The organism is Pseudomonas sp. Ost2 (assembly GCF_018326065.1).
GTDB lineage: Bacteria > Pseudomonadota > Gammaproteobacteria > Pseudomonadales > Pseudomonadaceae > Aquipseudomonas > Aquipseudomonas gingeri.
On sequence record NZ_AP021904.1, the window covers coordinates 2,854,483 to 2,876,839 of the forward strand.

The window sequence follows — 22,357 nt, forward strand, 5'->3', positions numbered from 1 at the left end:
CCGGAAGGGATCATCCTCGGACCAACAGTCCGAAAAGCGCCGCGCACGGAAGTGCGGTGGCCGCTGCAGGCCGGTTTTTCCAGCTGAATCTTATCGGTGATAAGTTTGAGGTGAATCATGAAGCACTATGACGCCGTGGTAATTGGCGCCGGCAACGCCGGATTGACGGCGGCGACGGCCCTGCAGCGTGGCGGTTGCCGGACGCTGTTGCTCGAACGCCACAATATTCCCGGTGGTTGCGCGACGTCCTTTGTGCGCGGCGACTTCGAATTCGAGGTGGCCCTGCACCAGCTCAGCGGCCTGGGGACCCCGGACAAGCCGTTCATCATGCGCCAGTTGTTCGAGAAGCTGGGGGTGATGGACAAGGTGGCGTTCGTGCAGGAACACGCGTTGTACCGGCTGGTGGTGCCCGGCGAAATCGATATCACCCTGCCGGCGAGCTGGTCGGGCATACGGCGCACGCTGCAGCAGTTGTTCCCGGCCGAGGGCGAGGCTATCGAGCGGTTCCTGCTGGTCTGCGAAAAGGTCACCGTGGAGAGTTTCACCACCTTGCCCCAGGCACGCCGCTCCAACAGTGAAGCGGCGCTCAAGTCGATGTGTCCGTACTTCGTCGAGTATGGCTTTCGGCCGCTGAAGGAGGTGCTCGACGAGTTCTTCGATGACGCCAGGCTCAAGAGCGTCCTGGCGACCTACTGGCTCTACCTCGGCGTGCCGCCGAGCATGCTGCCGTTTTCCGATGTGGCGGCGATGATCTACGCCTATGCGGTGTTCAAGCCCTGGCATATCAAGGGCGGTTCCCAGGCGATGTCCACCGCGCTGGTGGAGTCGTTCCTGGAAGCGGGTGGCGAAGTGCGCTTCAACTGTGCCGTGGAGCGGATCATCACCGCTGAGGGGCGGGTCCGGGGTGTGCGCCTGGAGGGCGGTGAAACCGTCACCTGCGCCGCCGTGGTGTCCAACGCCAGCCCGCTGGTGACCTTCCACGAACTGCTGGATCTCGACCAGCCGCCACCGAGCGTCCAGCAGGATTTCCGCTCCCGGCGCATGGGCACTTCCGCCTTCGTGATCTACCTGGGGCTGGATTGCACGCCACAGGAACTGGGCGTGGAGACGGCATCCAGTTTTATCTACGAGACCCTCGACGAGGAGGCGATCCACCAGCGCATGGGCAGCCTGGAGCCGCCGTTGGGCGGCATGCTCACCTGCTACAACCTCGAGGACCCCGATGCCGCGCCCGCCGGGAAAAGCCAGGTGGTGCTGGTGTGCCTGCAATACGGCGAGGTCTGGAAGTCGGTTCCGCCGCAGCGTTATGCGCAGACCAAGTATGCCTTCGCCGAGAAGCTGATCGGAGTGATCGAGAAGGTCTACCCGAAGGTGCGCCAGTACATCGAGGAAGTTGAAGTGGCCACGCCGCTGACCATGATGCGCTACCTCAACACCCCCGGCGGCGCCATCTACGGTTTCCAGCAGAGCACCCAGGATTCGCCGCTGCTGCGCGAGCGCCTGGATGCGGTGCCGGGGCTTTATATCGCCGGCTCGTGGACTTCCATGGGCGGTTTCCAGCCGACCTACATGGCGGGCGAGTCCACCGCCAGGGCGGTGCTCAAGCAGTTGAAAGTCAAGGAGGTGCGGCATGTCTGAACAGAACCTGATGGACCTGGTCGCCGGCTACCGCGAGGCCCGGCAGGCCAAGCAGGCCCTGGAACAGAGCGGAAGCGACTTCTACGAAATCAGGGGCGAAGTCGGCAACATGGTCGTCCAGTTGCATCCGAAACGCCTGCAACTGGAGGTCGCTGAAATCATCGAGGAGACCTCCAGCACCCGCACGCTGCGGGTGGTCGCCGTCGATCGCAAGGTTCTGCCGCCGTTCCTGGCCGGCCAGTACATCAACCTGTTCGTGGACATCGACGGTGTCGCGACAGCCCGGCCCTATGCGATTTCCTCGCCGCCCTCGCAGCAGGGCTACTACGACCTGACAGTGAAGCGGGCGAGGGATGGTTATGTCTCCAACTACCTGCTGGACCGGGTGGTGGTGGGTCAGCGGCTGCTCAGTTCCGGGCCCATGGGTACGTTTCATCACAACCCGCTTTACCATGGCGATGACCTGGTGTTCCTCGCCGGTGGTTCCGGCTCCGCGCCGGCCCGCAGCATCCTGCAGGATCTGCTCGACCGTGGCCTGGCGCATCGCTTCCATCTTGTCTATGTGAACAGCCATCTTGACGATGTGATTTTCGACGAGGCGTTTCGTGCCCTGGCCCGGCGTCACGAGCACTTCACTCTCTCCCAGGTGATCTCCCGTCCGCCGGCCGATTACCGGGGCCATGCGGGGCGGCTGAACGAGACGTTGCTGCAGGCACTGCTGGGCGACCTCGACGACAAGATGTTCTACATCTGCGGTCCGACGCCGTTCAACGACCACTGCATCGAGCTGCTCACGGCGCTGGGCGTCAAGCGTCGGCGCATCCGGGTCGAGGCCAACGGTGCGCCCAAGGCACCGCACGAGCAACCCGGCTGGCCGGAAGGCGTAACACTGGACGATGAAGTGCTGGTGACCGTGCAAGGTCGTGGCGCTTTCAAGAGCCGGGTGGGAGAGCCGTTGCTCAATGCCCTGGAGCGCAACGGCTATTTCGCCGAGAACGCCTGTCGTTCCGGTGAATGCAGCCTGTGTCGGGTCAAGCTGGTGTCCGGGTCGGTGTTCAACCCCCGGGAGGCGCACCTGCGCAAGTCCGATCGTGATTTCGACTGGTTCTATTCCTGCGTGGCGTTTCCCACCGCCGATATCGAGATCCTTCTCTAGCTCAGCGGTGAGTTGGATGGCCTGTTTTGCCTGTGGGGCTCAGGCCTGCCCGGGCGACAGGGCATAACGTGGAGCGGGCCTGGCGTTGGCGAAGCTTGGCGCCAGCGCGCGGCGATCCGCTTCCCAGCGTGTCCAGTCCGTGTTGTCCTGCAACGTCGGGATGGTCACTAGTTCGCCTTGATCGAGTCCGGCCAGTGCCGCGTCGACCAGATCCTCGGCGGTCATCGTACTGGCCGCCTCTTTCTGTTTGGCGTAGCCCGCCATATCCCAGAACTCGGTGGCCGTCGCCGCCGGCAGGACCGTCTGGATGCGCACGCCCTTGTCGGCGAGGTCGCGTTGCAGTGCGTGGCCGAAGCTCAGGACATAGGACTTCGAGGCACTGTAGACGCCGTTCAGCAGTTCGACGGCGATGCCGACAACCGAGCTGATATTGATGATCGTGCCCGAGCCCCTGGCAGCGAATACCGGCGCCACGGCATAAGTCAGGCGTGTCAGCGCGGTGATATTCAGGTCGATCATTGCTTGCATTTCGTCGACATCGCTATTGAGTATCGAAGCCACCGAGCCGACACCGGCGTTGTTCACCAGCAGGGTGATGCGGTTGTCGTCGCGCAGGACGCTCTCGATGGTCGAGCGTGCGGCCTTGTCGTTGAGATCCGCCGTCAGGGTCTTCACCGAGCGGCCGGTCTGCGTCGTCAGGCGGTCGGCCAATGTCTTCAGGCGATCGGCGTTGCGAGCCACCAGGATCAGGTCATAGCCACGCTTGGCCAGGCGATCGGCATAGACCGCGCCGATGCCGGTGGAGGCCCCGGTGATCAGCGCCGTGCCTTTGGGGGAGATATCGGAGGAAGTCATGGTCGTCTCTCTTTCAGAATGCTTGCCCGACGGGATGTCGGGTCGGTAGTCATTCTGGATTTGACGCGGTGCGTCCTCAATGACATATATGCAATGATTCATGCCATCATGTCTCGTTGCACCGGTCCTTGCAGGGAGTTGCCTGCCGGGCGTCATGAGCTGCGTTTGAGAGACCATCATGCACACTGTCGGACTCGTCGTTTATCCGGATTTCCAGTCTCTGGGGCTCGCCGTTGCGAGCGTTTTCGAATACGTGAATCTCTTGCGCGGCGAGAGGGTCTATCACTTCCGTCTGGTTTCTGAAGGCGGGGGGCCGGTGATGACGTCCCAGGGTTTTTCCGTCAATACCGACCGGCTTCAGGACTCGACCTATGACACACTCATTGTCGCCGGTGCCAATGACTGTCGCCTGCCGGGTGCCAGCCTGCTTGACTACATACGCCAGGCGCCAAGCCGGAGCAGGCGCGTGGCGGCGATTTGCACCGGTGCGTTCGTACTGGCTGCCGCCGGTCTGCTCGAAGGCAGGCGTGCCACGACGCATTGGTTTCATGCCCAGGCGTTCAAGAAGCAGTACCCCGGCGCATTGCTCGATGAAGACCGCATCTTCGTGGTGGATGGGCAAATCTGGACGTCGGCGGGCATGACCGCCGGTGTCGACCTCGCCCTGGCGATCGTTGAAAAGGATTTCGGATTGGAGACTGCCCGCATGGTCGCGCGCAAGCTGGTGGTGCATCAGCGCCGTGGTGGTGGGCAATCGCAATTTTCGGCGCTCCTGGAACTGGATGCAAAGTCCGACCGCGTGCAGATGGCGCTCGCTTATGCAAGAGAGCATCTTGGCAGTGTCCTGTCAGTCGAAACCCTGGCCGAAGCCGCACGGCTGAGTCCGCGTCAATTCAGTCGAGTCTTTCGCGAGGAAACCGGCCAGTCGCCGGCCAAGGCCATCGAGCGCTTGCGCGTCGAGGCCGCACGTTTGCTGATGGAGACGACGCTGCACCCGATAGAAGTCATTGCTCGCGAGACCGGCTTCGGCGACCGGGAACGCATGCGCCAGGCATTTCTCCGGGCATTCGGGCAACCGCCCCAGGCCATACAACGCACTTCGGCGAGGGCTGTGTCGGCGTTGTAAGGGGGCATGACATCCTGGAAAGTCCCTGCGACCCTGATGGATGGGCAGCGCGGCAGGTGTTCTGCCGCGGTGACCATGTCTCATCGCAGGGGCAAGTCTTCGTGTTTCAATTCAAAGGGCCGGGGGTAAAAGCCGAGCTGGTCACTGGCGTCCGCATGGTCGAATACCAGATCCTGGTTCATGCGCTCCACCAGTGCCCCTGAAAGATGCCGGTAGCGTGGCAGGCATCGCAGGAGCCAAACCAGTGCGTGCAATGTCCTGGTGGAGAGCGCCAGCGTGCGTTCCGGGCGTCCCAGGGCCTGGAATATGCGTCTTACCATCGCGTGATAAGGCAGGACTTCTGCCCCGGACAGGTTGTAGGCGCCATGGTGCAACTCCGGAAGGGTCATGGCTGCCAGGCAAGCCTGAACAACATCATCGGCATGTACCGGCTGGCGCAAACCTCTGCTGCCACCGATCAGCGGGAAGAACCCGAAGCGTTGGATGAAGCGGGCGATCTCGGTAATGTTCTGGTCGCATGCAAATCCGTAGATCATTGTCGGTCGCAGGATCACCCATTGGACTTTCCGTTCGATCGCCCACTTCACGAACTGTTCTTCCGCATTGCCCAGGCGCTGCGCCAGTTGCCTTTCCCGGACGTCTGGCGAGGCTTGCTTGGTAAAGCGGCTGGTGGAGGACAAGACGACCACGCGCTTGACCCCGGTGTTGGTGAGGCGCTCCAGATATTCCGGTACAACCCAGATGGGGGCAAGTGACAGGAAGGTGTCCAGTGCCAGCTCATGCCAGTCGTCGACGCTTTGCCAGTTGATGCCCCTGCGGGAAGCCCTGGGCAACTGCCGGGTGAAGGCGGTGACCTGATGGCCTGCCTGCGCCAGGGACAGCAGTGCATGTTCGCCCAGGAAGCTGGAAGCGCCCAATATGCCTATGTGCAATTCAGTTCTCTTTTCCCGGGGACAATCCATTCAACAGCCGGATAACCGCGTGACGGAATACCATCAGGCTGAATCGAAACCAGACCCCGATGACCACCATTATCCAGAGGAAGAGGGAATATCGCTGGCGGAAAAACTTCCGATAGAAACGCAGGAAGCCACGGTGCTTGTGCCACTCGACGAAATAGGGCCGATCACGACTGCAACCACCGAACACATGGGTGACCCGTGCATCCGGCACGAAGAGAACACTCCAGCCTGCCTGGCGGAAACGCATGCACCAATCCAGATCCTCGCAATGCAGAAAATAGTCTTCATCCCAGAGCCCGACACTTTCGATCGCTTCGCGCTTGACCAGCATGCAGGCCCCGGAAATGGCTTCGACGACAATGGGAGCGGCAGGCAGGGGCTCCTTGTGCAATAAAAAATCGGAAAACACGGCCGGGAAAAACTTCGTGAGCCGCGAGAGTCCGAAGGCGCGCATGAAGGCCCGTCTGGGCGTCGGGAACACCCGGCGCCCGCCGGCCTGTTCGGTGCCGTCCGGATTGCACAGGAAACCTCCGACCGCGCCGATCTCCGGTGAGCGGTGCAGCGCCCTTAGCAGGCGGTCCATGGCATCGATGGCCAGTACGGCATCCGGATTCAGGAACAGCAGGTTGGGCGCCGTTGACAGCCGGGCACCCTGGTTGCACGCCACGGCGAAGCCGAGGTTGGCTGTGTTATGCAGTATCCGAAGCGCCTTGCCAGGGGCTTGAGGGTGCTCCAGTTTCATCAGGCTGCCATCGTGGGAGCCGTTATCCACCACGATTACCCGGCAGGCGCCGGCGGCAAATGCCGAGTCGACACAAGCAGCCAATAGTCCCCCTGCGTTGTAATTGACGATGATCACGTCACACTCGTCCTGTAATGAAGACCGGATCCGTTCATCAACGCCGGGCCGTTCTATTGCATTCAATATCGTCACTCCATTTGCCACGCTTGTCTTCTGGTAACGGCGCAATCACGAGTCGGCGATGCCTTGCGGCTCAACTCCACCGCTATCCATGAACCCGGTCATTCAGGGGATGGCCAGGGAGAAACGTGCCCTCCATGAGTTGTCACAGCGAAAACGTCGGGTGTGTTCTTCCGGTTCATCGAAGCCAAGGGCCTGGTCCATGGCCTGGCGTATGTCCTCAGGTCCGTCCAGCAGGAAGGTGCCTGGACAGGCGTTCCTGCCCACCATCTCTCCGAAAGCCGTGCTGATCACCGGCAAGCCCAGGGCGCGATACTCGTAGTACTTGATAGGGTCCACGAACCGCGTCAGGGCATCGCACTTGAACGGGATCAGGCCGACGTCGAAGTCGGCCATGGCGTCCATCGCCGCCTCATGGGAGACCTCGCCAATGAAATGGATGTTGCCGGGCAGATGCGCCGGCAGGCGGGTGTGCACCGGGCCGATCAGGCGTATTTCGGCGTGGGGATAGGCCTTGGCCAACGCCACCACTATTTCCCAGGCAAACCACTTGGCGATGGTGCCGACATAGCCAAGGACCGGGTTGTCCAGGCGTGTACTGCGCTTCTCCCGTCTCTCTGGCAGGCGTTCGGTGGCGCAGGCGTTGCCGAGCAGTCTGACGTTGCCGGACAGTGTGGACATCTGCGCCTGTAGCGCTGACGAGGAGGTCAGTACCATCGAGACTGCCCGGGCCGTCGACTGCTGGCGGCGCTCCATGGCCTTGCGCGACAGGCCCCGGTAAAACTCGGAAAAATTATCCATGGCGTCATAGAAGCTGGCTTCGAAGATCGGCTCTCGCAGCAGTCTGGATGCCAGCCTCGAAGGCTTTCCGATGCCCAGCAACGTGGGGTGTCGAGCGAAGCGACGAGCCTGGACGATGATCGGTTGCCACAGCGGCCGATTGATCCATCCCGAGCCGGGAATGGGTTCTATCGGCAGGGCGCGAGGTCGAAGGACGGTCAACCAGGGCGGCAGCTCGGCCTCTGGCGGGCGTGGGTGCGTAGCGCCTGCCGCTGCCTGGCGTAACAGGCTCAGATCACCGAATGCCGGAAAACGGGTGGGGTAGGGCTCGATCCAGAGCACGGGCTCGCCGGTTTTTTCATGGAAGCAGCGCACCAGTTCATGGGAGCGCTGGCTGAAGCTGTGCCAGGGCATTGGCGAGAGATAGATCAGGCGCATGTCGAAAAGTGCTCCGCCAGTACCTGGACTATCCGCTCGGCGGCCCTGCCGTCTCCATAGGGCGACTCTTGCCTGATCATTCCGGCATAGTGACTGGAGTTATCCAGCAGATGCTGCACCGCCTGCACGATGTCGGCGCTACGGGTACCCACCAGTTTCACCATGCCGTGCTCGATCGCTTCCTGGCGCTCTGTCTCGTTGCGCAGCACGAGGACGGGGATACCCAGCGCGGGCGCTTCCTCCTGGATGCCGCCGGAGTCGCTCAACACCAGGTAGGCGCTTTTCATCATCCGTATGAACCGGTGATAGCCCAGCGGCGGGCAAAGCTCGATCCGCGGGTGCCCGCCCAAAGCTGCCTCCACCGGTACTTTCACGTTGGGGTTGGGGTGCACGGGGAAAACTACCCGGATATCTTCGTTACGCTCCACCAGGCTGCGAATGGCCGCGCAGATGCCGAGCAACGGCGCGCCGAAGCTTTCCCGACGGTGCAGGGTCACCAATAGCAAACGCTGGTCGCCGCGGCTTGCCGGGTCGGCTTCGTGGGGCTGGCCGAGGCTGTGCAGCAGGGCGTCTATCACGGTATTGCCGGTGACATGAATGGCGTGCTCGGCAATACCTTCGCGCAGCAGGTTGTCGCGGGCTTTCTGGGTTGGCGCGAAGTGCCATCGGGCGATTCTGCTGGCCATTGTCCGGTTCAGCTCTTCCGGGAACGGATTGGCCATGTCGCCCGTGCGCAAGCCCGCCTCGACATGGCCGAAGGGTATCCGCAGGTAGAAACACGACAGCGCGACCGCCAGCACCGTGGTGGTATCACCCTGGGCCAGCACCGCATCGGGGCGCCATTCGAGAAGGGTCTCTTCAAAGCGGGTGAGCAGGCGGCTGGTCAATGCGCAAAGGGACTGGTTCGCCCGCATCATGTCCAGATCGAGGTCCGGTTCTATGGCGAACTCCCACAATGCCTGATCCAGGAGTTCGCGGTGCTGGGCCGTGGCGACCACCTGGCAGGCGAACAGTTTCGAGCGCTTGAGGGCATGGATGACCGGAGCCATCTTGATCGCTTCCGGTCGGGTGCCCACCACGACGACTATCCTGCGCTGGCTCATCGACTGTCATCCATGGCGATGGGGGATCCACTTGCCCCACTTGTTCTCGTAGATAGCCTTGTTTCGCTCGAACAGGGCCTCGCGTTCCCGGGTGTCCATCAGGTTGAAGCTGGCGGAGAGGTGATGGTGAACGAAGACATCCCGGGCACAGGCATTGAACAACCCGGTTTGCTCAACGCGCCGGCAGTAGTCGTCGTCCTCGAAGAAACCACGGCCGAAGGCTTCATCCAGGGGACCGACCTGAACATAGGTGCTGCGTCGCAGCATCACGCAGAAGAATGCCAGTGTCGGCAGGCGGAACCATTCGCCGAGGTGCCTGTGGGTATGCAGGCAGGCCTGGCGGGCCATGTCCGGCAACGAGTACTCGATGTCGATCCTGGCCTGGTTGCCGATATTGTTGGTCACGGGACCGATCAGGCCGATATCGGGGTTGCGCTCCAGGTGCTTGCGCAGCGTATCCGCCCAGCCCGGAGTGACCTCGGTATCGTTGTTGAGCAGTACCAGGTAGTCACCAGTCGCGGCGGCGAGGCCCTGATTGTTGGCGGCGGAAAAACCGCGGTTGGTGGTGTTGAGGATGACCTGCTGCCCGTTGTCCGCGGCCCATTGCCGGAGGAACTCCGGCGTACCGTCGTGGGAGCCGTTGTCGACCACGATGATTTCCAGGCCGGCGCCTTGCCCGTTGGCGGTCAGGCTGGCCAGGCACTCCCGGGTGAGGGCCTGGTTGTTGTAGGTCACGACAATCACGCTGACCTCGTTCGTCGCCGGCTGCTTCTCGGTTGCCTCGAGCAAGGTGGCGACGCGCTGTGTCCAGGACTGTTCGGCTGCGAACCCCCGGCGTTGACTGTCATGGCTGCCGGGTTGCTCCGCCAGGCCCAGGGCGATGCCGGCGATGAACTCATCCTCGTCGCGGGCACGATGAACCAGGGTTCCGAACTGCTCGATCTCGGGCAGGTCGACGGCGACCACCGGTTTGCCGGCACTGAGGTATTCGTAGACTTTGACCGGGTTGGTGGCGAGCGTCAGCGGCGTGACCTGGAAGGGCAAAAGGCAGACGTCCATGGCATGCAGGTAGCCGGGAAGCGCGCTGTAGGCCACCTCGCCGGTAAACTTGACGTTGGGGTACTGGCGCAGCTCATGCCGGGCATTGGCGGTATCGGTGCCGATCAGCAAGATCAGGTGCTGTGGAAAGGCCCTGGCGACCGCCGCGACCAGCCGGGTATCGAACCAGTCGGCAATCGCCCCGTAGTAGCCGATGATCCGGCGGCCTGCCGGGTCCTGGTAGACCGAGGCCGGGCGGAGGGAAAAGAACTCGTAGTCGGCGGCATTTCTGACCACCACGCTGTGCCTGGACGGGGTGTGAGCCCATTGCCGGGCGAGCCAGTCGGAGGTATAGACGGTCAGTTGCGCCTCGCGGACCAGTTGCTGTTCGAGCTGCAGAATCCCGGGATCGGTGTTGCTGAAACCCTCGTGGTGATCGATGCAGTCGTAGACCAGGCGGCTATTGGGCGTCGCCTTCGCCACTTCCAGCCAGAACGGATGATGGACCAGTGCGACAACGGCGCGGGGGCGGGTGCAAAGCAGCAGGTCGCCGAGTCCTTTTCGCAATTGGGCGATCTGGTCGCTGCCGGGCACGGTCGAATAGATGGACGGTGCCTGGCTGACGTGCAACTGGATTTCGAACAGATTCCCCTGCTGGTTCAGGGGGGAGATGGAAAATCCAGGGTGTTTCGACTCTTTCAGTGTGCTCGAGACGTAAAACACCCGGCGTCCGCTGGCACTCAGCATTCTGGCCAGTTGTTGCGGCCGCTGATGGCGGAAATGCCAGTCGATGACACCCCAGATGATGTAGTCGGGATATCGGGGTTCTCCCAGCAGGGCCTCGAGGTTGATCTCCGCGAGTGTGTCGTGTTGCTGCAACCGATGACGCAATCGATGCAGGGGCCTGAGCAACGCGCCCCGGTAGATTGCCGACAGGTACCTGCGCAACGGCCGGGGTAGCGGCAGTTGGCGATAGCGTGCGAGCAGGCGCCTGGCCACACTCATCGTTGGCTTGGACTGGTCATCGTTTTCAGCCATATGCGCCGGCCCTGTTTTCGAAGGACGCAGATTTTTGCCGAGGGTAGTCATGCAGTGGCGTGTCGTCGCCCTCGGGCCACATGGAGCTGGTCGAGCCAGGGCGATAGAACGTCACGGTGACGCTGCGACGGGAGACGCTGCAATGGTCGATCACCCGTGACACGGCATGCCACGAGGTGTCGGAGCGGACCAGCACCGCCGAGTTGCCGACGAGGGGAGATATCTCCCTGGCAACGCTGTCGGGATCTCGCGAGTTCAGGATCTGCAGACAGCCACCGTACCGGGGGTCCCAGGTTTCGTTGAAATAGAGGATATGGGTGACCACCTTGTCGGACAGGTCGGGATGGGGCCCCAGGTTCGCGCCGGGACCGTAGTGAAACAGGTTGACCTCCATGGGCGCCTGGCTCAGGTCCACCCCGGTCAATGTTCCCAGTGCCTGCCGGTAGGCCGCTGAGCGCAGATCCCGGGCGAGTTGCCGCCACTGCGGGCTCAAAGCCTGTGGGTTGACCACCTCGCCGTCGGTCATGGCGATCAGTTGCCTGGCTTCGTACTCGTAGTTTTTCTCGCCGCCGTAGCCCTGGACCACCTTGAAGTGATCGTGGGGATAGGTTTCGGCCAGTGCGGCAGCGTCTTCGGCACTGTAGAGGCCACCGATTTCTGCCCAGCGATACGGATGGTGTTGCAACTGTTGCCGGGCGATCTTTTCCAGGTTGATCATTGCGTGCTCCTTGCAAAAAACCTCTTGAACAGATGGTAGAGACGTCGCAGGTCCGACATCGGCAACTGTGCCAACTGCCGTCTGCTGGCCTCCAGCTCAATCCGCTGTACCTGCAGACTCTCGGTCTGTCGTGCCTGCAAGCTTTCGAGCTGCATTGGCAGGGATTGCCAGAAGCGGCTCAGCCCCTCCGGCTCGGCGACGCGGCCGGCGACAACAAGCTCTGCGACCCGGTCCCAGTGCTCGTCCAACTGCGCTGCGGCTTGCCGGGTGGCGGCGGGGAGGGGACGCCTGCCGAGCTGTCGGGCAAACCAGTGAGGGTCCAGCTCCTGGTCGTGGCTCACCTGGAAGACGCGCCCGTAGGCCGGCAACGCCGTGTATTTGCCGTTTTTCAGATCCGCCGAGCAGAACACCGGCAGGCCAAAGGCGATTGCGCTGATTGCCAGGTGATAGCTGTGCCCGACCACGCCGACAGAGTGAGCGATCAGTTCGGCCAGCAGCAGCGGCGAGGGCCAGAATGGCAATGTCACCGAGCGATCCAGCGGCTCTCCCAGCGCTGACGCGTGGTCACCGAGAACCGGCCCGATGGGCACGACCAGAAGGCGCAGATCGGTGAATTCAGCACTGTGACGGCGCCAGAGATCGAGGAAACGCTCCAGGCCCCCGATGGCGTGCACCACCAGATAGGGCCCGTCCAGGCCATATTGGCTGCGAAGATTGTTCAACTCTGCGGACGGGGCTTGCAGATCCAGCAGCCGTGGCAGGCCGAACGCCGTATCGGGCAGCACCTCGATACGGCCGTGCTCGGTCAACTGCTGCAGGGTGGCTTGCGACAGCGCGTCGCGAACCTTGACGTGGGGACTCTGTTCGATGACGAGTTTCAACAGCGGCCTGGCCCACTCCGGCACATCGTTGCAGTGCATGCCGGGGGCGTTCCAGATCAGCGGCACGCCATGTTGCACGGCCATCAGGGCGGGGGTGAGCCAGTAACCGGTCGGGTGATGAATGGAGGGGGAAGGGGGCAGGTAGTTCTCGGCAACGAACTTGTCGAAGCGAATGATAAAGCCACCACCGATCAGGGTCGCATCCAGGCGATGGGCAATCTTCGGCAGCTCGGTCAGCGAGGTCACGGCGTAGGGCCATTGCGCGGCGCTCTTCGCGTGATAGGAGAACCGGTGCATCTGCACCGCACCCAGGCGGCGGGACAATTCTTCTTCGGCAATGACAGGAAACAGCAGATCGCCGTAGTTCTCTACGTCGAAGGTGCCGTGAATCGCTATCTGCCAGACTCTGCTCATGACCTTTTCCACGCTGGGGCTCATCTCCTTTCTGCTTCGGGTTCTGGCAGCGGTGCACTGCTGGTTGCGGGGTACAGCGGCTCGATTCCAAGGTCGACAATGCCGAGGAAGGCGTTGCTCTCCACCAGGGTGTCGAACGTCATCAGCGCGACCTGTTTTTCGATCAGATGGGCACTTTCCTCGGTATGGCCATTCATCAGTTTCAGCGTGATGTGGTATCGGCCGGCGGCGAAGCGCGAGGGGAAGCGGGCCGTGATGGATGCCTTGCGCCAGCCTGCATGGGCGGCTTGCGGTTCGAGTGCCAGGTTGGCGCCGCCGATCACCAGCAGGCGTGGCTCCTGGATGGTCAGGCTGATGCTTGGCAAGGTGATGGATTCACGAATCAGCACCTCAATGCGCACTTCGATCATCTCGCCGTGGACAAAGGTCGAGTGCATCCCCCCGGTATTGGTGAAGCAGGCCGAAAGAATGCGCCCTTCGTCGGTGCCGAAGGCGATGCCGCCCGTGTTTGCCAGATGCTCCTTGGGCAACACCGTCACCGTGTCCCCGCTGGCCCAGCGGCGTTGCTCATCGCGCATGTCCAGCAGATAGCGTTCGGCGACGTCGTCTGGCGGACCGTTGGCCCGGACCTGGCCATCGCGAAGGTAGAGCGCTCGTTTGCAGAAGCGCTTGACCATGCTCATGTCATGGGAGACGAACAGCAGTGTGGTGCCGCGCTGGGTAAGTGCCTCAAGGCGCTGGAGGCACTTGAACTGGAAGGAAGCATCGCCAACCGCGAGTGCTTCATCGACGATCAGGATGTCGGGCTCCACCCAGACGGAAACGGCGAAGGCCAGGCGCATGAGCATGCCGCTGGAGTAGGTCCTGGTCGGCTGGTCGATGAAGTCACCGATGCCGGCGAAGGCGGCGATATCATCGAATCGCTGGGTGATCTCGGCGCGACTCAGCCCCAATATGGCACCGTTGAAAAACACGTTTTCACGGCCGGTGAAGTCGGGGTTGAAGCCCGAACCCAACTCCAGCAACGCTGCGATGCGACCATGGCTGACAACCGTGCCACGGCTGGCATCGAGCGTGCCGCAGATCAACTGCAAGAGTGTCGACTTGCCGCTGCCGTTGCGACCGATGATGCCGATCGCCTCGCCCTTCTCGATGGTGAGCGAGACGTCCTTGACCGCCCACAGTTCGCGGTAACGCGGCTTCTTTCGGGGAGACAGCATTTGCCACAGCCTGTCCTGGGGGCTGTCGTAGATATGAAAGCACTTGCCCAGTCCTGTCACTTGCACCGCGAAATCAGAGGACATCGGCAAATCCCTTGCGCATTCGCTGGAAACACTGGAAGCCCAGCCAGGCTATCGCGAACGCCAGCACCAGGCCGGTCGCCCAGTCCAATGGATTGATCGCCACTCCCCAGAACAGCACATCGCGAACCTGTTCGATGATCAGTGCCAGCGGATTGAGCAGCAGCCATGGCCGATACGCTTCGGGCAAGGCGCTGATCGGATAGAAAACCGCCGAAACAAACAACAGCGCGGTGGTGAAGGCGCCGGTCACCTGGCCGATGTCGCGCAGATAAACGCCCACGGCGGCCAGCAGCCAGGAGATGCCCATGCAAAAGAGCACCAGGGGCAGTAGCACCAAGGGCAGCAGCAGGGCCGTGAGGGGGGGGAGGCCGATGAACAGCAGGTGGAAAACCAGCCAGATCGACAAGCTTGCCATGGCATGCAACAGCACCGAGCCAAGGGTCACCCAGGGAAGTATCTCCAGCGGGAAAATGACCTTCCTGACGTAGTTCGCGTTGGCAGCTATCAGCGTCGGAGCGCGCTGCACGCACTCCGAGAAGATGTTGAACACCAGCAGGCCGGCAAATACCAGCAGGGCGAATTCGCTCCGCGATTCGCTGCCTCCCTGCCATTTCTGCTTGAACATCACACTGAATACCAGCGTATAGACCGCCAGCATCAACAACGGATTGAGGAATGACCACAGGAGCCCGATCATCGAGCCTCTATAGCGTCCCAGTATCTCCCGTTTGATCATTGACAGCAGCAGTTCCCGGTGCTGCCACGGGCTGGAAAAAATTCCGCCCGACGTCCTTGTCACAATCATTGGTCGCCTCCGGATGGCTGTTTTAATTAGTATGATGCGAAAGTTTCGCATTCTGGCCGGCGAGTTTCGTATTATTGCCCGAAGTCCTTTTCCTACAAGTTCTTGATGATATCTCGACAGGCTAATAAAAAGGGACTCTTTACTCCATTTAACGGGTTTCAGTTCTGATACAAATCGACTTGTCTGAAGAAGATATAGTCGAACTGTTTTCAGAATGGTTCATTTTATCTGTTCATCGCGGAAAAACTTCGCCGCCGGCGGCAGCACGACTCTCAGCGTGGCCGCAGTTCGGGCAACTCCCCCCTTTATCTTTTCTGCTGCCGCGAGTATTGAATTGAGTTCAATCAGAGTGGTCATCCATGGTCCCTGATTCAGTGAGAATATCAGGAGACTCCACGTTTATCATGCCGTGGAGGAGGGACCGATAAGTAGGCCAGATGACCCCCTGACGGAGGCTCCCTATGCTTCTGTTTCTACGTGACCTGCACCGTGCTGATCGATGACGTGGCCCTGTTGCCTTTCCCGCTTCAACCGGTCGCTGGCCCGCTCCATCAATGCGCGGTCTCGCCATGCGACCCGTTCTTCCCAGTTTTCCAGCGGCACCAATGCCCGACGCTGTCCTTCGACCATGGCCACCAGGTCGGCGGTCCAGGGATCGTGCTGTCCGCGTTCGGCGCCCATGCGGGCATAGGCCGGGCCCATCTTCAGGGCATGCGAACCGATGCCGCCACGGGTGTTGAGATCGACGGTCTCGAAGGGCCCCATGAATGCCCAGCGCAGGCCCAGGCCCTGGCTGACGACCTTATCGATGTCGGCGACCGAGGTGATGCCGTCGCGCACCAGGCAATAGGCTTCACGCAGTAACGCGCCTTGCAGGCGATTGAACACAAAGCCTTCTATTTCTTTTTGCAGGCGCACGGGCGTCAGGCCCGCTTGCGCGTACAACGCCAGAGCCCGCTCGACAGGCTGCACGGCGGTGAACGGGGCAGGGACGATCTCGATCACCGGCAGCAGGTACGGCGGGTTGCCCGGATGCGCGACCAGGCAACGACTGCGTCCGGGCAGGGTGTCGGCGAAACTGGAAGCCGTCAGGGCCGAGGACGAACTGGCCAGGATCGCGTCGGGAGGGGCCAGGCTGTCGAGTTGACGGAACAGTTCGATCTTCAGGTCGAGCCGCTCCGGGGCGCATTCCTGAATCAGGTCGGCGCCGGCCACCGCGCTTTCCAGATCGCTGCACAGGCTGACCCGGGACACCAGTACGTCGGGCGTTTCCTGCAGCAGGCCGTAGTGAACCAGCTCCGCGCAGCGACTGGCGATTTCCTGGCTGGCCAGTTTCAGGCGTTGGCTGTCCGGGTCCTGCAGGCGCACGCTCCAGCCGGCGCGGGCAAAGACGATGGCGAATGCCACGCCGATACTGCCGGCGCCGATAACGGCGACCACGTGGGAGGATGGGTTCATGGGCTCTCCTGTTGTTTTTTTAGGATGAACAAATCAGTGAACGACGCGCACCATGGCGCTGCGTCCCGGTGCTGTGTGTACCCGGATAAAACCGCTGAGACGGGCGTCGAGTGCCGGATCGCCGCTGTCGACGAACAACTGTCCCTGGGGCAGGGCGGCGATTTTCGCGCTGCTCGCCAATACGTGCAGATGTGCCGGGGCGATCAGGGCGAGAACGGCGGCGCTGATCTGCTGGTTGCCGCGGCCGAACAGGCAACCCTGGCCGCCCGTGAGGCTGACGACCACATGTGCGGGATGGCGTGTGGCGAGTGCGAGCAGATCGCTTTCATTGGCGTCGCGACAAATCAATGTCCGACCGAGGTAGGCGTCGACGCCGAGTAGCGTTGCTTCTCCACTCAGGTGCCTGGCCAGCGACTGGATCGTGCGGCCGGGACCCAGGAAATAGACATGTTCCGGATGCATCCGGGCGGCGAACAAAGCTGCCTCGGCCTCCACGGCGTGGTCCGGATTGGCGCTGCCGGACTTGGCACCCTGCATGTGCCGCGGGTCGGCGGGCACGCGCGCGTAGCCGTAGAGGCGGGTGCTGACACGGTCGTTACGGGAAGCGTTTTCGTCGATATCCAGCAGCTCGGCCTCGCGGCTGCCGACCCCGCCACCGGCACACTGGCGGGCGACTTCACCGGCATGCTCAGGCGAGCGGGCAAACACGCCGGAATACATTTTCACCCCGCAGGGAATACCGAGCAGCAGCGTCGGCGTGGTCGCAGTGGCTGCCGCCACATCGCGGGCGGTGCCATCGCCACCGGCGAACAGCAGCAGGTCGACGGTCTCGGCGAGCAATGCATGACAGGCCTCCACAGTATCGCGCGCCGAGCGCTCGGTGGGTGGGGTGGCGATGACTTGCGCGGGCAAACCGGCCTCATGACAGGCGCGTTCGCCCATTTCGCCGGTCACCGTCACGACCTGCGCATCACCACCGACCAGTCGTCGCAGTGCGCGCACGCAACGCTCATGGGCCTTGGGGCGGGCGCCCAGTTCCAGCGCCAGGGCCACCATGTCGGCGCCGTCGCTGCCCTTCAGGCCAGTGGTTCCGCCGAGTCCGGCGAAGGGATTGATGAGCAGGCCGATCTTGAACGCCATCGATACTCGCCTTCGGGTGATTGAGCAGTTGCGAGTGTCAGCATTGCCACGTAGATTGTGCGCAATACAAACTTAAGTTCGCATTCGTCCTCATATTGCGTCCGGAGGTAAGATGAGTCAACCCAGATCAGCCCATCCGTTTATGGCCAACGCCCTGCCAGATATCAAGCAGGAGATGTTGAATATCCTTGGTATCGAATCTGTTGAAGAGCTTTTCGAACAGATTCCTGAGGCTCACCGATTGCAGGAAAAGCCCGAACTTATGGGCGCTATGCGCTCAGAGGCGACCCTGAGCCGTCATTTGCGCGAGATCCTCGCTCGCAACCGCAATTGCGCCGAAACCCTGAGCTTTCTCGGTGGCGGTTGCTGGCAGCATCATGTGCCCGCCATCTGCAATGAGATTGCCGGTCGCAGTGAGTTTCTGACGTCGGTGTGGGGCACGCCTTCATCCGACCAGGGACGTTGCCAGGCATGGTTCGAGTTCAGCAGCCAGTTGGGTGAACTGGTGGGATGCGAGTATGTCGGCCTGCCGGTCTACAGCTGGGGCTGTGCCGCCGGGCATGCCTTGCGCATGGCCTCGCGCCTGAACGGGCGTCACACCCTGCTGTTGCCGAGAATCATTGATCCGGAGCGGCTGGCGGTGATCCGCAACTACTGCGAACCGAACATGGCCAATGAGTTGCAGCTGGAGTTTGTCGCCGCGGATCCGGTGACCGGCGTGATGGACCTGGAGGACCTCAAGGGCAAACTTGGCAGCCATGTGGCGGCGGTGTACCTGGAGGCGCCCAACTACTTCGGCCTGATCGATGGCGCCGCCGCGACCATTGCCGAGTTGACCCACGCCCAGGGCGCGGAGTTCGTGGTCGGCGTCGACCCGATCTCTCTTGGCGTACTGGCGGCCCCGCCGGATTACGGTGCCGATATCGTGGTGGGCACCATCCAGACGCTGGGCATTCCGATGTACGGCGGCGGCGGCCTGGGCGGCTTTATCGCCACGCGCGACGAAGAGCGTTACGCCCGTGAATACCCCACGCTGCTGATCAGCATCACCACCACCGCGCATCCGGGTGAAGTCGGTTTCGGCCTGTCCCTGGCCGAGCAGTCGTCTTATGGTTTGCGCGAAAACGGCAAGGACTGGACCGGTAACTCGGTGTACCTGTGGGCCATTGCCAACGCGGTGTACATGTCGCTGATGGGGCCGCAGGGATTTGTCGACGTCGGTGAGCTGATCGTTGCCCAGGCCCATCAGGCGGCGCGACGCCTGAATGAGCTGCCAGGTGTTTCGATCCGCTATGGCGACGGTTTTTTCAAGGAGTTCGTGGTGGATTTCAACGCCAGCGGCCAGTCGGTGGCGGCCATCAACCAGGGCTTGCTGGCACGGGGCATCTTCGGCGGGCATGACCTGAGCCGGGAGTTCCCGGAGCTCGGGCAAAGCGCGCTGTACTGCGTGACCGAATTGCATCAGGACGCGGACATCGACCAGTTGATCGACGCCCTTCGCGAGGTACTGAACCATGAGTGAATCCGTCAAGTTACGCCGATACCAGGCCGCCGTGTGGGATGAGCCGGTGGTGATGACCTTGTCGCGTCCCGGCCGGCGTGGCGTGGTGTTTCCCACGGCGGCGGTGCCTTGCGATCTGAGCGTGATCCCGGCGGCGATGCGTCGCAAGACCTTGCCCAAACTGCCGGAAATGTCCGAGCCCGATGTGTTGCGACATTATCTGCACCTGTCGCAGCAAACCTTGGGAATGATGGGGATCTCGCTGTTTGGCACCTGCACGATGAAGTACAACGCGCGGGTCAACGAAGCGATCACCGCGCGCGATGATGTCGCGCAGTTGCATCCACGCCAGCCCGACTCGACCTTGCAGGGCTCGCTGCAGGTCATGCATAATCTGGATCTCAATCTGCGGGCGTTGTCCGGCATGGACCGCTTTGTGTTTCAGGCGGCGGGCGGTGCCGATGCGGCATTTCTGCATGTCTGCGTGACCCGCGCGTATCACGCCGCCCGCGGCGAGCTGGAAACCCGCGATGAGATCATCACCTCGATCCAGTCGCACCCGTGCAATCCGGCGACGGCGGCGACGGCGGGATTCAAGATCATCACCTTGCCGCTGGAGGAGAACGGTTATCCATCGCTGGAAGCGCTCAAGGCGGCGGTGTCGCCGCGTACGGCGGCCCTGATGATCAATAACCCCGACGACATGGGGATCTACAATCCGGATATCGCCGAGTGGGTGCGGGTGGTCAAGGAGGCGGGTGGCCTGTGCTTCTACGATCATGCCAATTTCAATGGTGTGATGAGCAAGGTACGGGCACGGGACCTGGGCTTCGATGCCTGCATGTTCATGTTGCACAAGACCTTCGGCGCACCGAAGGGCGGTGGCGGGCCGGCGGTCGGTGCCTATGGTTGCAGCGAGGAACTGATCCCCTATTTGCCGGGCCCGTTACTGGTCGAGGAACAGGGCAGGTTTCGCCTGGAGGCGGGTGATGAGCTGGGCATTGGCCGGGTGCGCGAGTTCCTTGGCAATCTGCCGCAGATCATCAAGGCATATGCCTGGGTGCGGGCCATGGGTATCGAGGGGATTGCCGAGGCCTCGGATCTGTCGGTTCTGGCCAACAACTACATGGGCAAGAGGCTCGCCGAGATCCGCGGGGTGACCTGTTCGCACCCGCATATCAAGACGTGGCGCCTGGAAATGACGCGCTACAGTCTGGAAACCCTGGAGCGCGAGACGGGCATCAGTGCCTACGACGTGCAGAACCGCATGGTCGACTACGGTGTCGATGCGTTCTGGCTGGCCCATGAACCCTGGGTGATTGCGCAGCCGTTTACCCCCGAGGCCGGCGAGATGTGGTCGAAGGAAGATATCGATTACTGGATCGCGGTGTTGGCGCAGGTGTGCCGGGAAGCCTATGACAACCCGGACCTGGTGCGCACGGCGCCGCATAATCATCCCATCGGTCGCCTTGATACCGGCCCCCTCGAAGACCCGGCCCGCTGGGCGACGACCTGGCGCGCCTATCAGCGCAAGCATCCCGGCACACAATAACCTGTGACGCGCGGTCGGTAGCCGCTGGCGCGACCTGCGCCAGCGGCTGGAGGTTGTCTCAGCCTTTCCAGTGACCTTCGGCGTGCAGTTGGCTGAACACCTTGTCCACTGCACGGCGCGCACGGGCGACCATTTCAACCACTTCGTCTTCGCTGATCACGAACGGCGGCGAGAACGAAATCGAGTCGCCCTGGGGCAGGGCGCGGGTGATCAGGCCTTCTTCCAGTGCCGCGCGGGCGATGCGCGGGGCGACCTTCAGTGCCGGGTCAAAGGCGGTGGCCGGATCCCTGCGGGCGACAAACTCGACGGCACCCATCAGGCCCACGCCACGTATTTCACCCACGGCCGGATGATCGGCAAAGGTTTCGCGCAACAGACGATGCATCAGTTCGCCCCGCGCACCGGCCTGGGCCACCAGGCCTTCTTCCTCGATGATCTGCAGGTTGGTCAGGGCGACCGCCGCGGCCAGGGGGTGGGCGCTGTAGGTATAGCCGTGGGCGAAGGCCCCGTATTTTTCGCCGCCGAGCAGCAGGCCTTGCCAGATCTTTTCGGAAACGATGCAGGCCGACAACGGCACGTAGGCCGAGGTAATGCCTTTGGCGACGGTCATCAGGTCGGGGCGCATGCCCATTTTTTCACTGCCGAACTGGGTGCCCAGGCGCCCGAAGCCGCAGATCACCTCGTCGGCGATCAGCAATACATCGTATTTATCGAGCACGGCCTGCATCGCGGCGTAATAGCCGGCGGGCGGGACGATCACGCCGCCGGCGCCCATCACCGGCTCCATGATCATCGCTGCCACGGTGTCCGGGCCCTCCGCGAGGATCAGGTTCTCCAGGTCGGCCGCCAGGCGTGCGACGAAGGCGGCATCGCTCTGGCCGGGTTCGGCCTGCCACAGGCGGTGCGGCGCCGTGGTGTGCCGGATGAACGGCAGTGGCAGGTCGAAGCCCGCGTGCATGCCGGGCAACCCTGTCAGGCCCGCCGCGACCACCGTCACCCCGTGATAGCCGCGATTGCGCGCGATGATCTTCTTTTTCTGCGGCAAGCCGCGAGCGTTGTTGTAGTACCAGACCAGCTTGACCTGGGTGTCGTTGGCATCGGAGCCGGAGTTGCCGAAGAACACCTTGGACATCGGCACCGGCGACAGCTGGATCAGCTTCTCGGCGAGCAGGATCGGCGTATCGGTGGCCATCGACGAGAACGAATGGTAGTAGGGCAGGCGCATCGCCTGGGCATGCAGGGTGTCGGCGATTTCCTTGCGCCCGTAACCGACGTTGACGCACCAGAGCCCCGCCATCGAGTCGATGTAGCGGCGACCGTTGGTGTCTTCCAGCCAGACACCTTCACCCTTGACCATCACCAGTGGGCCGTTGCGTTCGTGCTCGGCCAGGGCGGTGAAAGGGTGCAGGAAATAACGCCGATCCAAGTCATGCAGATCGGTCGATGGGGTACGTGGATCCATGATCTCTCCAGTTGCTAACCAAGTTTTCGGATGATTATTTGTGCGCATTGCGGTGTTGTGGGCGTT

General features: G+C 62.3%; 19 protein-coding genes. 5 read left to right on the forward strand and 14 right to left on the reverse strand.

The genetic code is table 11. The features are described from left to right. The first annotated feature begins 117 nt into the window (after nucleotides 1–117). Nucleotides 118–1,638 (forward strand): NAD(P)/FAD-dependent oxidoreductase, encoded by a 1,521-nt coding sequence (locus KI243_RS12475; RefSeq protein ID WP_178991002.1) that lies wholly within the window; start codon nucleotides 118–120, stop codon nucleotides 1,636–1,638. Next, nucleotides 1,631–2,794: an FAD-binding oxidoreductase gene (locus tag KI243_RS12480; RefSeq protein WP_212810890.1), complete on the forward strand. Its 1,164-nt coding sequence runs from the start codon at nucleotides 1,631–1,633 to the stop codon at nucleotides 2,792–2,794. The genes KI243_RS12475 and KI243_RS12480 overlap by 8 nt, the downstream gene beginning before the upstream one ends. Before the next feature lie 39 nt (nucleotides 2,795–2,833). Here the strand turns inward: KI243_RS12480 and KI243_RS12485 are convergent, their stop codons facing one another. Further along, on the reverse strand, nucleotides 2,834–3,649 hold the full coding sequence (locus tag KI243_RS12485) for an SDR family oxidoreductase (protein ID WP_212810891.1): 816 nt from the start codon (nucleotides 3,647–3,649) through the stop codon (nucleotides 2,834–2,836). Nucleotides 3,650–3,827: 178 nt separating this feature from the next. Between KI243_RS12485 and KI243_RS12490 the strand changes: the two genes are divergently transcribed. Continuing rightward, nucleotides 3,828–4,775 carry a GlxA family transcriptional regulator gene (locus tag KI243_RS12490; protein ID WP_212810892.1) on the forward strand — a complete coding sequence of 316 codons (948 nt, stop codon included), beginning with the start codon at nucleotides 3,828–3,830 and terminating at the stop codon, nucleotides 4,773–4,775. 80 nt (nucleotides 4,776–4,855) lie between these two features. Here the strand turns inward: KI243_RS12490 and KI243_RS12495 are convergent, their stop codons facing one another. From KI243_RS12495 to KI243_RS12550, 12 genes are all read right to left on the reverse strand, one after another. Next, nucleotides 4,856–5,692 (reverse strand): NAD(P)-dependent oxidoreductase, encoded by an 837-nt coding sequence (locus KI243_RS12495; protein ID WP_212810893.1) that lies wholly within the window; start codon nucleotides 5,690–5,692, stop codon nucleotides 4,856–4,858. Between the two features lie 16 nt (nucleotides 5,693–5,708). After that, nucleotides 5,709–6,596 (reverse strand): glycosyltransferase family 2 protein, encoded by an 888-nt coding sequence (locus KI243_RS12500; RefSeq protein ID WP_244861848.1) that lies wholly within the window; start codon nucleotides 6,594–6,596, stop codon nucleotides 5,709–5,711. 168 nt (nucleotides 6,597–6,764) lie between these two features. Then, nucleotides 6,765–7,877, reverse strand: a complete 1,113-nt coding sequence (locus KI243_RS12505) for a glycosyltransferase (RefSeq protein ID WP_212810895.1) — start codon at nucleotides 7,875–7,877, stop codon at nucleotides 6,765–6,767. Further along, nucleotides 7,868–8,980: a UDP-N-acetylglucosamine 2-epimerase (non-hydrolyzing) gene (wecB, locus tag KI243_RS12510; RefSeq protein WP_212810896.1), complete on the reverse strand. Its 1,113-nt coding sequence runs from the start codon at nucleotides 8,978–8,980 to the stop codon at nucleotides 7,868–7,870. Before wecB ends, KI243_RS12505 begins: the two co-directional genes overlap by 10 nt. Nucleotides 8,981–8,986: 6 nt before the next feature. Continuing rightward, nucleotides 8,987–11,056: a glycosyltransferase gene (locus KI243_RS12515; RefSeq protein WP_244861849.1), complete on the reverse strand. Its 2,070-nt coding sequence runs from the start codon at nucleotides 11,054–11,056 to the stop codon at nucleotides 8,987–8,989. Then, the gene (locus KI243_RS12520) at nucleotides 11,049–11,774 is read right to left on the reverse strand and encodes a 2OG-Fe(II) oxygenase (RefSeq protein ID WP_212810897.1); all 726 of its coding nucleotides are present in this window, start codon (nucleotides 11,772–11,774) and stop codon (nucleotides 11,049–11,051) included. Before KI243_RS12520 ends, KI243_RS12515 begins: the two co-directional genes overlap by 8 nt. Next, entirely contained in the window at nucleotides 11,771–13,081 is a 1,311-nt protein-coding gene (locus tag KI243_RS12525; RefSeq protein ID WP_212810898.1) for a polysaccharide pyruvyl transferase family protein, read from the reverse strand. The genes KI243_RS12520 and KI243_RS12525 overlap by 4 nt, the downstream gene beginning before the upstream one ends. Before the next feature lie 8 nt (nucleotides 13,082–13,089). Beyond that, a complete protein-coding gene (locus KI243_RS12530; protein WP_212810899.1) occupies nucleotides 13,090–14,373 on the reverse strand; it encodes an ABC transporter ATP-binding protein in 1,284 nt (427 codons plus the stop codon). Continuing rightward, the gene (locus KI243_RS12535) at nucleotides 14,363–15,178 is read right to left on the reverse strand and encodes an ABC transporter permease (RefSeq protein ID WP_244861890.1); all 816 of its coding nucleotides are present in this window, start codon (nucleotides 15,176–15,178) and stop codon (nucleotides 14,363–14,365) included. The genes KI243_RS12530 and KI243_RS12535 overlap by 11 nt, the downstream gene beginning before the upstream one ends. Before the next feature lie 219 nt (nucleotides 15,179–15,397). Then, nucleotides 15,398–15,535, reverse strand: a complete 138-nt coding sequence (locus KI243_RS12540; protein WP_177086152.1) for a hypothetical protein — start codon at nucleotides 15,533–15,535, stop codon at nucleotides 15,398–15,400. A 102-nt stretch (nucleotides 15,536–15,637) separates the two neighbouring features. Further along, on the reverse strand, nucleotides 15,638–16,636 hold the full coding sequence (locus tag KI243_RS12545) for a 3-hydroxyacyl-CoA dehydrogenase (protein ID WP_177086150.1): 999 nt from the start codon (nucleotides 16,634–16,636) through the stop codon (nucleotides 15,638–15,640). A 33-nt stretch (nucleotides 16,637–16,669) separates the two neighbouring features. Beyond that, nucleotides 16,670–17,776 carry an NAD(+)/NADH kinase gene (locus tag KI243_RS12550; protein ID WP_177086149.1) on the reverse strand — a complete coding sequence of 369 codons (1,107 nt, stop codon included), beginning with the start codon at nucleotides 17,774–17,776 and terminating at the stop codon, nucleotides 16,670–16,672. A gap of 142 nt (nucleotides 17,777–17,918) precedes the next feature. Here KI243_RS12550 and gcvPA point away from each other — a divergent pair, with 142 nt between their 5' ends. Beyond that, nucleotides 17,919–19,298: an aminomethyl-transferring glycine dehydrogenase subunit GcvPA gene (gene gcvPA / locus KI243_RS12555; RefSeq protein ID WP_017129033.1), complete on the forward strand. Its 1,380-nt coding sequence runs from the start codon at nucleotides 17,919–17,921 to the stop codon at nucleotides 19,296–19,298. Continuing rightward, nucleotides 19,291–20,829 carry an aminomethyl-transferring glycine dehydrogenase subunit GcvPB gene (gene gcvPB, locus KI243_RS12560; RefSeq protein ID WP_017129034.1) on the forward strand — a complete coding sequence of 513 codons (1,539 nt, stop codon included), beginning with the start codon at nucleotides 19,291–19,293 and terminating at the stop codon, nucleotides 20,827–20,829. Before gcvPA ends, gcvPB begins: the two co-directional genes overlap by 8 nt. Before the next feature lie 58 nt (nucleotides 20,830–20,887). Here gcvPB and KI243_RS12565 read toward each other — a convergent pair whose 3' ends face one another. Next, nucleotides 20,888–22,291 (reverse strand): aminotransferase, encoded by a 1,404-nt coding sequence (locus tag KI243_RS12565; RefSeq protein ID WP_017129035.1) that lies wholly within the window; start codon nucleotides 22,289–22,291, stop codon nucleotides 20,888–20,890. Between the last annotated feature and the right edge of the window lie 66 nt (nucleotides 22,292–22,357).